General features: G+C 64.7%; 12 protein-coding genes and 2 pseudogenes. 3 read left to right on the top strand and 11 right to left on the bottom strand.

Annotated features, from left to right (window positions below):
• Nucleotides 1-1031, top strand: a pseudogene (locus tag ACFC3J_RS20390) (conjugal transfer protein TraG); the annotation flags it as partial.
• Here the strand turns inward: ACFC3J_RS20390 and ACFC3J_RS20385 are convergent.
• Together ACFC3J_RS20385 and ACFC3J_RS20380 are read right to left on the bottom strand one after the other, a co-directional pair.
• The gene (locus tag ACFC3J_RS20385; RefSeq protein WP_080993653.1) at nucleotides 1006-1416 is read right to left on the bottom strand and encodes a hypothetical protein; all 411 of its coding nucleotides are present in this window, start codon (nucleotides 1414-1416) and stop codon (nucleotides 1006-1008) included. The pseudogene ACFC3J_RS20390 and the gene ACFC3J_RS20385 overlap by 26 nt on opposite strands.
• Nucleotides 1417-1999: 583 nt before the next feature.
• Nucleotides 2000-2998, bottom strand: a complete 999-nt coding sequence (locus ACFC3J_RS20380; RefSeq protein WP_048938654.1) for an isopenicillin N synthase family oxygenase — start codon at nucleotides 2996-2998, stop codon at nucleotides 2000-2002.
• A gap of 136 nt (nucleotides 2999-3134) precedes the next feature.
• On the opposite strand from ACFC3J_RS20380, the gene ACFC3J_RS20375 reads away from it, so the two are divergent.
• Both ACFC3J_RS20375 and ACFC3J_RS20370 read left to right on the top strand, forming a co-directional pair.
• On the top strand, nucleotides 3135-4088 hold the full coding sequence (locus ACFC3J_RS20375) for a LysR family transcriptional regulator (RefSeq protein ID WP_017502979.1): 954 nt from the start codon (nucleotides 3135-3137) through the stop codon (nucleotides 4086-4088).
• Between the two features lie 9 nt (nucleotides 4089-4097).
• A complete protein-coding gene (locus ACFC3J_RS20370; protein ID WP_017502978.1) occupies nucleotides 4098-4631 on the top strand; it encodes a phosphoribosyltransferase in 534 nt (177 codons plus the stop codon).
• Between the two features lie 24 nt (nucleotides 4632-4655).
• Here ACFC3J_RS20370 and ACFC3J_RS20365 read toward each other — a convergent pair whose 3' ends face one another.
• The 9 genes and pseudogenes from ACFC3J_RS20365 to ACFC3J_RS20325 all read right to left on the bottom strand — a co-directional run.
• Complete coding sequence (locus tag ACFC3J_RS20365; protein WP_017502977.1) at nucleotides 4656-5642, bottom strand: bile acid:sodium symporter family protein; 987 nt, start codon at nucleotides 5640-5642, stop codon at nucleotides 4656-4658.
• Nucleotides 5639-6019: an oxalurate catabolism protein HpxZ gene (gene hpxZ, locus ACFC3J_RS20360; protein ID WP_048938630.1), complete on the bottom strand. Its 381-nt coding sequence runs from the start codon at nucleotides 6017-6019 to the stop codon at nucleotides 5639-5641. Before hpxZ ends, ACFC3J_RS20365 begins: the two co-directional genes overlap by 4 nt.
• Nucleotides 6016-7353 carry an AtzE family amidohydrolase gene (locus ACFC3J_RS20355; RefSeq protein WP_017502785.1) on the bottom strand — a complete coding sequence of 446 codons (1338 nt, stop codon included), beginning with the start codon at nucleotides 7351-7353 and terminating at the stop codon, nucleotides 6016-6018. Before ACFC3J_RS20355 ends, hpxZ begins: the two co-directional genes overlap by 4 nt.
• Nucleotides 7350-7529: a DUF4089 domain-containing protein gene (locus ACFC3J_RS20350; protein ID WP_017502786.1), complete on the bottom strand. Its 180-nt coding sequence runs from the start codon at nucleotides 7527-7529 to the stop codon at nucleotides 7350-7352. The genes ACFC3J_RS20355 and ACFC3J_RS20350 overlap by 4 nt, the downstream gene beginning before the upstream one ends.
• A gap of 6 nt (nucleotides 7530-7535) precedes the next feature.
• On the bottom strand, nucleotides 7536-7865 hold the full coding sequence (gene uraH / locus ACFC3J_RS20345) for a hydroxyisourate hydrolase (RefSeq protein WP_017502787.1): 330 nt from the start codon (nucleotides 7863-7865) through the stop codon (nucleotides 7536-7538).
• The gene (locus ACFC3J_RS20340; protein ID WP_017502788.1) at nucleotides 7862-9283 is read right to left on the bottom strand and encodes an NAD(P)-binding domain-containing protein; all 1422 of its coding nucleotides are present in this window, start codon (nucleotides 9281-9283) and stop codon (nucleotides 7862-7864) included. The genes uraH and ACFC3J_RS20340 overlap by 4 nt, the downstream gene beginning before the upstream one ends.
• On the bottom strand, nucleotides 9280-9753 hold the full coding sequence (uraD, locus tag ACFC3J_RS20335) for a 2-oxo-4-hydroxy-4-carboxy-5-ureidoimidazoline decarboxylase (protein WP_017502789.1): 474 nt from the start codon (nucleotides 9751-9753) through the stop codon (nucleotides 9280-9282). Before uraD ends, ACFC3J_RS20340 begins: the two co-directional genes overlap by 4 nt.
• Entirely contained in the window at nucleotides 9746-10633 is an 888-nt protein-coding gene (puuE, locus tag ACFC3J_RS20330) for an allantoinase PuuE (RefSeq protein ID WP_038293028.1), read from the bottom strand. The genes uraD and puuE overlap by 8 nt, the downstream gene beginning before the upstream one ends.
• Nucleotides 10630-10903: pseudogene (locus ACFC3J_RS20325) on the bottom strand (alanine--glyoxylate aminotransferase family protein); the annotation flags it as partial. The gene puuE and the pseudogene ACFC3J_RS20325, both read right to left, overlap by 4 nt.

Raw genomic sequence — 10903 nt, 5'->3', positions numbered from 1 at the left:
GCGGCGCCGAAGGCGTGGCTGATCGCGCGCGCAATGCCAGAATGACCAGCATTGTCGACAAGGAACGCCTGTCACGCGTGCAATCGATGCTCAAGGACAACGGCATTGAGATGACCAAGCGGCAGATAGCGATGGATCAAAATGGTGATTTCAGCCTCAACCTGACACCGGCGACGGCGGCCCAGATGTGGAAGGCTGGACTTCTCAACGAGAGTCAGCTTGGCGCTGTCGCCAATGGCGGCCATGCACGCTTCAGTCTCGCGCATAATGATCTTCTCGTCTCCAGCAGCGCAGGGTTCGAGAAATCGGCACGGAACGACAGCAGCACGAGGTTCGAGGCCGGCAAACAGGCCGGCCCCGACACGATCGAACATTTCATGGGCGGCGGCGACGAGGGCAAGGCGGCGATGGCCAACTGGCTGCGCGGCGGGTTCGAGATGGACCGCAAGGGCAACTGGCGCCTGAAACCCCAGGTGGCGGACACACTTCAGCGAGATGTGCAAGCTGTTATGGCTCAGACTGGGTGGGAACGTGCAATCGCAAGGACAGCGCAGGATCAGAACGCATTTCAAATATCTGTGAACGGAGAAGTGTCAGGAGGGACAAGTGCAAAAGCAGGCCGGACCAACAGGTCGAGACAAGGTGGAGCAGCGTTCGGTCAAGCTGGCGGGTCGCTGGGTATTTCGAGTCAGGAGGCAGGATCGACTAGCGAAATCGCAAGTGCCCAGCTCAACGTTGTGAACTTTGACGTACGACAAGCTCTGGCGAATGCCGAGCGATCAGCCGCCAGATCAGCTAATCCAGCTGAAGCATTCTCCCACCGCCTGGCGACAGAAATCCTTGGGCCGAATGGGCTGCGGAACAGGTATCTCGGCGACGCGGACAGCGCTCGGGGAACAGCCGATTTAATGGCTCCTGTAACGTCTAATGAGCAAAGCTCACTTCTCAACAGCGGCAGGTTCTCGACCGATCTGATGAATGGCCCCTTCGACGGAAATCCGTCATTCAAGAAGAATGACGGGGCCGAATAACATAAAATGGGTGCGACGGATTCAACGGACTCCCAATCCAGTTAGAGCCTGAGGCGGGGTCTAGCGGATCGAACTCACGCAGCATGCCAGAAGGGCTATTGCGCATTGGACTACGTTCCCAATACTCTTCTGTTTCATCATCCATTTCAAAATGTCCTGCCGCCAGCCATGCTTTAAAAAAGCCGTACGACAGAACTATAGCTACGATCGGCGGGAAGAAAAAAACATTAATGAATCCCGCGAGAGCCGAACCGTAAAAATCAGCAAGGAATTCTACGCGCGAGGACGCAAATAAACCGCCCCAGTACAGCGGGACCGCACTCCACCAAAAGCGCGCATACATCGGGCGCCACAGCCATTCACGAATTTTCAGTTGGCGGGCCATCACGCTTGTTCATCTCGATTTCGATGCTATTCAATTTCATTGGCAATAGTACCATCTTCTGCAGACACGGAAAAACATATAAACGCAGTCCACTCTCACTTTCTCGCCTTTCAGATATCCCCCCTTCCTCGTTCAAGACTTTAGTTCCTCGCTGGTTAAATATCGGCTCTGAAACGAACCCCGCGTAACGTCTTACATACAGCGTTACCCAATGGGTCACCGCTAGAGCCGAAATCCCGGCAACGCCCCCCCCCCGCGACAACCTTCTCTTCATAGCACCTTCAATCGTTGCACTGCCTTCCGACAGGGGGGAGGCAGCTTCGACGTCAAGGCACAGAGGAAAGTCAAAGTATCACCTCGCCACCCGAAAGGCATCGACGCTCCCGCCTGCTCAATCACTCCCCCAAACTTAGAAACATCACTTTATCAAGTTGATCGACAGCATGCGCGCATTCGCCATATGCTCCTCCTTCGCGCACCACGGTGGTGCCACTCCGCATCATTAAATGCCAAGCGAAGTGAGGCATCTACCACAACAGTTCAACGTTCGACGGCAGGGTCAAATTAACCAAGACCTACTAAACTATCCGAAATCCTTCTTGTAGGTCGCCGAATAGCGTTCGCGCATATGCCCTTCCACCGTGATCGGGGCATATTGGGGCGCTCCGCCGGCGGGCAGGCAGGATGGGATGCACGCGATCCGATGTTCGGGGTTGCCGGAAAAGAAGAAGGGCACCGAATAGCGTTCCCGGCCGGACCGGTTGATGACGCGGTGGATGGTGGAGCGATAGCGGCCGTTGGTCCAGCGCGCCATCATGTCGCCCAGGTTGATGATGAAGGATCCGTCCAGCGGCCGGGCCGCCAGCCAGCGCGCGCCGTCATGGTCCCACACTTCCAGCCCGCCGACCCCGTCCTGCATCAGCACCGTGATGGCGCCGAAATCGGTATGCGCGCCGCAGCCCTTTTCATCGGGATGCGGATTGGCTTCCTGCGCGGGATAATGGAGCAGCCGCAGCGTCGCGATGGGTGAGGTCTGGAAATCCGCGAAATAGTCCGCATCCAGCCCCAGCGACAGCGCCAGCCCTTCCAGCAGCACCGCTATCAGGCTGCGCATCGCCGCATAATATTCCTCCATCGTGGCGCGGAAGTCGGGCAGGTCTTCGGGCCAGACATTGGGGCCGGTGTTGAAGAATTTCTGCGCCCGTTCATCGTCCGCCGCCACTTCCGCGCCGATATAATAGCCTTCCTTGAGGTCGGGCGGCGAATCCGGTTCCAGCGTCTGGCCGCGCAGCGGCTCATAGCCGCGATTGGCCTTCGAAAGCGCCATCGCCCGTTCCATCTTGCGGTCCATCGGCTGGGCAAAGAAGGCCGCGCTCTGCGCGAAGACCCGCGCCAGCAGCGCCGGGTCGATGCCATGGCCGACGCAATAGAAGAAGCCCTTGTCCAAACAGGCGGTGCGGATCGCCTGTACCACGGCGGCGCGGGCGCCTTCGTCCGAACCGGGCAGGCTGGAAATATCGACCGTCGGCAGGGTCAGCGCATCGCCCCGTTCAATCGTATCCCCTGTTGCTGTCAGCGTCATTTCATATCCTCGCTCGGCCTCTATATCGGCGCCCATTCTTCCTGTCTGCCCGCTCGAAAAAAAGCATCGATTATAGCCCACCCCGATGCCGAAAAGAGGACGTTGACCGAATCGGGATTATGGCCCAGGAGCGGCTATGTCCAACCGCGCCCACCGTTTCCATGCCCCCATGATCGTCTATTTCGACGCCATCCGCCGGGCGGGTTCGGTGCGGGAGGCGGCACGGCGGCTGAACGTCGCATCCTCCGCCGTGAACCGGCAATTGCTGAAGCTGGAGGAGGAACTGGGCACGCCGCTGTTCGACCGGTTGCCCGGCGGGCTGAAGCTGACCCATGCCGGGGCGACATTCGCCCGCCATGCGATAGAGGTGTTGCAGGACGCCGAACGGGTGCGGTCGGAGCTGGAGGCGATGCAGGGCCTGCGGTCGGGCCATGTCGAGATCGCGGCGGTGGAGGCGCTGACGTCGGGCCTGCTGCCCGATGTGCTGGCGCAACTGCGCGAACGCCACCCCCGCATCACCGTGGGCGTCAGCGTGCTGGGATCGGCCGCCATTTCCGCCGCGGTCATCGGCGGCGACGCGGACATGGGCATCGCCTTCGGTGTCGAGCGGACGTCCGACCTGCGCCAGCTGTCCCACAGCCGCCATCCGCTGGGCGCGACGATGCGGCCCGACCATCCGCTGGCGCGCAGCAGCAGCCTGACGCTGGCGACCTGCCTGTCCCATTCGCTGATCCTGCCCAAGGCGGATCTGTCCATCCGCCAGCAATTGCAGCGCGCGCTTGGCAAGCTGCCCCAGGGCGCGGTAGAGACCAGCTCGGTCGAACTGGCCAAGCAGCTGACGATGCGCGGGCTGGGCATTTCCTTTCAGACGCGGATCGGCATAGAGGATGAGATCGAGCGGGGCGAACTGGTCCATATTCCCATCGCCGGGCCCACCTATCTTCAGGCCGACCTGGGCATCTATGTCCGGTCCGCGCGCAATCCCGCCATTGCGGTCCATGCGCTGGTAGAGTTGCTGAACGCAGCGCTCGCCCGTTGCGCGAACGCCGCGAGCGAGGCCGAACCGGCCGCACCCCCATCATCCACCTGAAGGCCCATCATGACGCAGACGCAAGATATCCAGTTTTCCGAAATGTCCTATGACCAGTTTCTGGCCGATGTCGAAACCATCGCCAGCGCGGTCGAACAGGATCCGTGGGTGCCCGACTATATCGTCGGCATCGGCCGGGGCGGGCTGGTCCCCGCGACATTCCTGTCGCACCGCATGGGCATTGCCATGCTGTCCATCGACCATAGTTCGAAGGTGCATGCCTTTTCGGATTCGCTGCTGGTGCATCTGGCCGCCTGCACCCAGCTGGGCGAAAAATATCTGTTCGTCGACGATATCAACGACAGCGGCAAGACCATCGCCCGCTTCCGGTCGCTGCTGATCGACAATGGCGGGTTGGCCGCCAATGTGCGTTTTGCCGTGCTGATCAACAATGTCAGTTCGCGCGAGACGGTGGACCATGCGTCGCGCAATATCGACCGGCAGGTCGACAAGCGATGGTTCATCTTCCCCTGGGGGTCGGTGGCGACCCGCGCCATGCAGGAACAGGATGCGCGCGAGGATCCAGAGCGGCTGAGCCTGTAGGGCGGGCCGTGCGCGATTGGGCGGCTATGCGCCGGCCAGTGTCCCCTGCGCGGTGTCGGATGCGGCATAGCGGCGGGCCAGCACGGCGCAGACCATCAGCTGGATCTGGTGGAAGAACATCAGCGGCAGGATGATCGCGCCCACCTGCGACGCGGAAAACAGCACGCCAGCCATCGGCACGCCCGACGCCAGGCTCTTTTTCGAGCCGCAAAACTGCAGCACGATACTGTCTTCCCGATTGAAGCCCAGCCATTTGCCCAGCGCATGGCTGAGCAGCAGCACGACCGACAGCAACAGCACGGAAAGCCCCGCAATCCGGGCAAGATCGTCCGGCGTGACGCGGTTCCACAGCCCCTCCACCACCGCCGCGCTGAAGGCGGTATAGACCACCAGCAGGATCGATCCGCGATCCACCATGGTCAGCAGCTTCTTTTGCCGGGCGATCCAGGCGCCGATCCACGGCCGCAGGAAATGGCCCGCCAGAAAGGGCAGCAGCAACTGGACCGCGATGGTCACGACCGCGTCGCCGGAAAAGCCGCCCTGCCGCCCGGTGATGAGGAAGGCGACCAGCAGCGGGGTGATGAAAATGCCCGCCAGGTTGGAAAAGGAGGCGCTGCACACCGCCGCCGCGACATTGCCCCGCGCCATGGCGGTGAAGGCGATGGACGATTGCACGGTGGAGGGCAGCAGGGTGAGGAACAGCATACCCGTGCCCAGCGCGGGATCGATGCCGGGGATCGCCCGGACGGCCAGGCCCAGCAGCGGGAACACCGCAAAGGTCATCAGCGCCACCGTCAGGTGCAGCCGCCAGTGGCGCGCGCCGTCGATCACCGCCTGCCGCGACAGGCGCGCGCCATGCATGAAGAAGAGGATGACGATGCCGATGTCGGCGCAGCCCCCCGCGACCGTCGCCGCCATCCCGCGCACCGGCAGGAAGGACGCCAGCAGCACCATGCCGACCAGCAGCAGGATATAGCTGTCGATGTTCAGCCGTGCCAGCAGCGCCTTCACGAGGCGCTGCCTTCGATGGAGACATGGGCGGACACGATCTTCCACCCGTCGGGGAAGCGGATCCAGGTCTGGCTCTGGCGGCCGCGCCGGTCGGACCCTTCGCGGAAAAATTCGATATTGGCGGTGGCGGCGTCGGGGCCGAAGGCAGCGACCGCGATCCGGCCGACGCGGCGCTGGGGGGAACCGCCGCGCCCTTTGCGAAAGTCGCGAATTTCTTCCATGCCGTACAGCACCTCGCCCACGCCATAGCGCACGGTGGTCGGCGCGTCGTGGAACAGCGCGTCCATCTCTGCCAGATCGTCCGCCATCAGCGCGCGTTCATAGCGTTCCAGCTGCGCCGTCACTTCGGCCACAACCCCTGCATCGTTCACGGTCATCGTCCTTCCCCTTTTGCCGCTATCAGGCCCCTGCCCTCCAGCATGGTCGCATAATCGATCAGGGCGCTGTCGCGACCCTTCGCCGCGATCAGCTGCACCCCCATGGGCAGCCCCGCCACCGGCAGGGGTGCGGCCACCACGGGCAGGCCCAGAAAGCTGATCGGCTGGGTGTAGAGGCCCAGATTGGCGCGGGCCGGTTGCGGCGCGCCATCGATGGGGATGGTGGGATCGTCGATGCGCGGCGCCGGGCCGAAGGTGGCCGGCGCGATCAGCACGTCATGGTCGGCCAGCGCGCGCTCCACATGGGCGGCAAAGACGCTGCGAAAGGCCATGGCCTGCGCATATATGGCATCCGGCAGCGCCGCTCCCGCGATCAGCCGGTCGCGGGTCGCCGGATCGTAGGACAGCGGATCGGCCGCCAGCGCGTCGCGATGCAGCCGCCCGCCCTCATAGGCGGTGAGCAGAAAGGCGGCCGATCGCGCCCTCGCCACATCGGGCAGGTCGACCACCGGCAGCCCGCCCAGCCCGGCGGAAAGGCGGTCCAGCGCCGCCGCCATGTCCGGCGCCAGATTGGCCGCGAACCAGCCGCCCAGCAAAGCGGGCCGGCCGAGCGGCGCGGCTTCGCCCGCGCCGCCGCGCAGCACCGCGTCGACCAGCGCCAGATCGCCGGCGCTGCGCGTGAAGGCGCCGATATCGTCCAGCGTGTGGACAAAGGGATAGGTCCCCGCCAGCGGCAGCGAGCCATGGGTCGGCTTCGTCCCGTAAATGCCGCAAAGGCTGGCCGGAATGCGGATCGATCCATTGGTGTCGGACCCAAGGGCAAAGGGCAGCATGCCCGCCGCCACCGCCGCCGCCGACCCTCCCGACGATCCACCCGCGAACCGCGCCGGATCGTGCGGGTTGCGGGTGATGCCCCAATGCGCATTGTCGGTGACGAAGCCATAGGCGAACTCGTCCATGTTGAGCGTCGCCACCAGCACCGCGCCCGCCGCGCGCAGTCGCGCGATCGCTTCGGCGTCGGCGGTCGCGGGCGGCGCATCCTTCAGCCGTGCGGCGCCCGCCGTGGTCGGCAGGCCGGCGACGTCGAACAGGTCCTTGACGCCATAGGGCACGCCGGCGAGCGGGCCGGGATCCTGCCCGGCGGCCAGTTGCGCATCGACCGCTGCCGCCTGCGCCAGCGCCCGGTCGCGCAGGGTGCGCGTCACCGCGACGATCGCCGGGTTGCGGGCGGCGATGCGGTCCAGCGCCGCCGTCGCCAGCGCCACCGCCGACAGCCGCCCGGACCGGACCGCATCGGCGCAAGCGACGACGCCCCATGTCGACAGGTCGGTCATGCCTGTCCCCCGCGCAGCAGGTCGGCATGGCGTTGCAACAGGCGGGCATTGGCCGCCACGCCCGCCACGCAGGCATCAGGCAGGTCCATGCCGATCCGCGCTGCGATTTCGGCGGCCAGATCCGCGTCGGCCGTTTGCGTGAAGAGGGGGACGAAGAGGGGGGTGTCAGCTTCCATGGGCCTTCAGCTTCCGCGATAGGTGGAATAGGAAAAGGGCGAGGCGAGCAGCGGGACATGATAATGGCCCCCTTCGCCCATGCCGAAATCGATGGGCACGATGTCAAGGAAGGGCGGCTGCGGCAGGTCGACGCCCAGCCAGCGGAAATAATCCGCCACCGCAAAGGTCAGCCGGTAGTTTCCGGCCGCCAGTTCCAGATCGCGCAGCGCCGGGCAGCGGCCGTCCGCATCGGTCAGCCCTGCGAACAGCAGCCGGTCGCCCGACAGCAGGCGGATCGCCATGCCAGCGGCGGGGCGGCCGTGCATGGTGTCGAGGACATGGGTGGACAGGCTCATGCCGCGGCCTCCGTCGGCGTGGCGCGGGGCGTGGGCAGCTGCGCGGAAAATTCAGGTTCGGCATAGGCGAAATAATCGGCCAGTATCGCCCCCTGATCGTCCAGAAACAGCTGGTCCGCGACCCCCTGCACCAGCCGGGGCAGCGCATGTTTCAGTCCCGAAATCGCCGATGCCGACAGACCGAAATTGATGAGGCCCGAATAGTTGAAGGCGAACAGCCCGTGCAGCGCGTCTTCATCCTGCGGCGTGCGCGGCAGCAGCTGGAACCCCGTGCCCAGATAGGGGTGCGCATCCAGCACCGCGTCGCGATCCTGCGGTGCGAAGCGGTCCGACCAGCGGGCGATGCCCGCCGCGACCGGGCGCAGTTCGGGGCGCAGCGCGGGATCGGTGGCAAGGCCGGTGGACAGGATCAGGAAATCGAAGCGCTGCCGCCCCTGCGGCGTGATGACATCCACCCCGTCGCCTGCTTCCGCCACATCCAGCCAGGGCGATCCCAGATGCAGATGGAAGCCCGGATGGCTGGCCGCACGCGCGAATGTGTCGTTGGTGGGCGGCTGGTTGCGTTCGAAAAAATTCTTCATCATCCGATATTTGGCCTCATCCGCCAAAGCGGGGAAGCGCGGGATGACGCCGTTCGCCTCCAGAAAACGGATCGGGTTAACGGTGGGCAATTGCTGGCGGCGGACAAAGACATGCACCTCCCCCGCGCCCAGCGACAGCGCATGTTGCGCATTGTCGAAGGCCGACGCGCCGCCGCCCAATATCGCGATCCGCCTGCCCGCCAGCGCATCGAAATCGATGGCCTGAGAGGTGTGGGCATAAAGATGGCCGGGCAGCTTCGTCACCATGGCGGGCATCTGCCACTGGCCGCCGCCCTGTATGCCGGTGGCCATGACGACCTTGCGCGCCAGCAGCGTTTCGCCATCGGCCAGCGACAGGCGGAACAGGCCGCGCCGCACCGGTTCCACCAGCGTGACCCGGCTGTCGTTGCGCACCGGCAGGCGCAGCACGCGGCGATACCAGCGCAGATAGTCCATCCAGTCGCGCCGGGGGATCTTGTCAATGGCGGCCCAGCCCTGCGGCCCGTGCATCGCCTCCCAATAAGCGCGGAAGGTGAGCGCGGGGATGCCATAGTCGATGGCGGTCAGATGCTTGGGCGTGCGCAGCGTCATCATCCGCGCATAGCTGTCCCACGGCCCTTCCTGCCCCGCCGGATTTTCGTCGAGCACAAGGATGTTGGAAATCCGTTCGCGCAGCAGGCCGAAGGCCGCGCCCAGCCCGCTCTGCCCGCCGCCGACGATCACCACGTCGTGGATGTGCTGGTCATCTGGCGCATCGGTGCGGGTCCAGTCCGCCCCGCCAAAGCCGAGACAGTCCAGATCATGCGCCAGCCGGGCCTCATGCTGTGCCAATGTCATGCCAGATCCTCCAGACGCAGGGCCACGATCCTGCCGATTTCGGCAAGGGCGGTGGCGATTTCGCTTTGTTCGTCATGGGCCAGCCGCTGTCCCATGGCCGCCAATATGCCCGCCTTGTTCGTCAGCCGGACGCAGATGATGAAGGGAAAACCGAAACGCGCGCCATAGCGGGCGTTCAGGTCGTGAAAGGCGCGATATTCCTCGGGCGACAGCCGGTCCAGCCCGGCCGATGCCTGTTCGGCGGCAGATGCATCGGTCAGCGACCCGTCGATGGCGGCCTTCCCCGCCAGTTCGGGATGGGCGCGAATCAGCGCCAGTTGTTCGTCCCGGGTGGCGTCGTGCACCGTCTGCATCAGCCCGGCATGCAGATCGTCGAAGGGCAGGCGTTCGGCGGCGCGCTCCACCACCCAAGGGGAATGTTCGAACAATGCGCCATAGCGGGCGATGAAATCGGCTTTTTCTTCAGTCATGGGGGTGCAGCTCCAGCCAGTGGCGGGCAATGTCGATGCGGCGGGCGACCCAGGCATCGTCATGGGCCAGGACATGATCCAGGAAACGGGCAAGCGCATGGGCGCGGGCGGGCCGTCCGGCGATGCGGCCATGCAGACCAACCGACATCATCCGCCCGCCTTCCGCCCGCAGCTGGTCGAACGTGTCGCGCAGATAGCGGAAGAACTGGTCCCCCTCCGTAAAGCCGTTCAGCGCCACCATCTTCATATCGTTGGCGTCCAGCGCATAGGGCACGATCAGCTGCGCCCGGCCGAAACGCCGGTCATAATAGGGCAGGTCGTCGGCGTAGGAATCCGCGTCGTAAAGAAACCCTCCCTCCTGCGCGACCAGCCGGGCGGTGTTGGGCGAGGTGCGGCCCTGATACCAGCCGAGCGGCCTTTGCCCGGTCAGGCGGGTGTGGACCTCTATGGCGCGGGCGATATGTTCCGCCTCCCGATCCGCCAGCATATGCTGATAATCGATCCAGCGATAGCCGTGGCTGGCCACTTCCCAGTCCGCCTTCAGCATCGCGTCGACGGCGGCGGGGTTGGCGGCCATCGCGGCGGCCACGCCAAAAACGGTGACGGGCAGGCCGCGATCCGTGAACAGCCGGTGCAGGCGCCAGAAACCGGCGCGGCTGCCATATTCATACAGGCTTTCCATCGCCATCGCCCGGTCGGCATGGCTGACCGCGCCGACCATGTCGGACAGAAAGGCTTCGGATCCCCGGTCGCCGTTCAGGACGCTGTTTTCCGCGCCTTCCTCATAATTGATGACGAACTGCACCGCGATCCGCGCGCCGCCGGGCCAGTGCGCGGCGGGCGGGGTCTGGCCATAGCCGATCAGGTCGCGCGCGCTCATCGTGCGTTCCATGCGCTGAGCGCGGCGTCGACCGCCTCGCCCGGGGGACAGCCATGCCCCTCCGCCCGCAGCACCGCCTCCAGCGCGCCCAATGTTATCAGTATCTTGTGCTTGCGCGCATTATATCCCATCGCGCCGAACCGCCACACCTTGCCCGCCAGCGGGCCGAAGGCGGTGCCGATCTCTATTTCGAAATCCTCGCGCATGCGGCGGCGCACCCGCTCTCCATCCACGCCTTCGGGAATACAGGCCGCGGTAACATTGGTCATG

The sequence above is a fragment of the Sphingobium sp. genome (assembly GCF_041987595.1).
Classification (GTDB): domain Bacteria; phylum Pseudomonadota; class Alphaproteobacteria; order Sphingomonadales; family Sphingomonadaceae; genus Sphingobium.
The sequence above is the reverse complement of the archived record's forward strand: the minus strand, read 5'-3'. Positions and strand labels throughout refer to the sequence as shown.

Excerpts from the sequence above, each read along its gene's own strand:
- uraD (WP_017502789.1), bottom strand. The coding sequence starts at position 9,753 with ATGACTGAAGAAAAAGCCGATTTCATCGCCCGCTATGGCGCATTGTTC.
- uraH (WP_017502787.1), bottom strand. The coding sequence starts at position 7,865 with ATGAGCCTGTCCACCCATGTCCTCGACACCATGCACGGCCGCCCCGCC.
- puuE (WP_038293028.1), bottom strand. The coding sequence starts at position 10,633 with ATGAGCGCGCGCGACCTGATCGGCTATGGCCAGACCCCGCCCGCCGCG.
- ACFC3J_RS20340 (WP_017502788.1), bottom strand. The coding sequence starts at position 9,283 with ATGACATTGGCACAGCATGAGGCCCGGCTGGCGCATGATCTGGACTGT.
- ACFC3J_RS20350 (WP_017502786.1), bottom strand. The coding sequence starts at position 7,529 with ATGGAAGCTGACACCCCCCTCTTCGTCCCCCTCTTCACGCAAACGGCC.
- ACFC3J_RS20370 (WP_017502978.1), top strand. The coding sequence starts at position 4,098 with ATGACGCAGACGCAAGATATCCAGTTTTCCGAAATGTCCTATGACCAG.
- hpxZ (WP_048938630.1), bottom strand. The coding sequence starts at position 6,019 with ATGACCGTGAACGATGCAGGGGTTGTGGCCGAAGTGACGGCGCAGCTG.
- ACFC3J_RS20380 (WP_048938654.1), bottom strand. The coding sequence starts at position 2,998 with ATGACGCTGACAGCAACAGGGGATACGATTGAACGGGGCGATGCGCTG.
- ACFC3J_RS20355 (WP_017502785.1), bottom strand. The coding sequence starts at position 7,353 with ATGACCGACCTGTCGACATGGGGCGTCGTCGCTTGCGCCGATGCGGTC.
- ACFC3J_RS20375 (WP_017502979.1), top strand. The coding sequence starts at position 3,135 with ATGTCCAACCGCGCCCACCGTTTCCATGCCCCCATGATCGTCTATTTC.
- ACFC3J_RS20385 (WP_080993653.1), bottom strand. The coding sequence starts at position 1,416 with ATGGCCCGCCAACTGAAAATTCGTGAATGGCTGTGGCGCCCGATGTAT.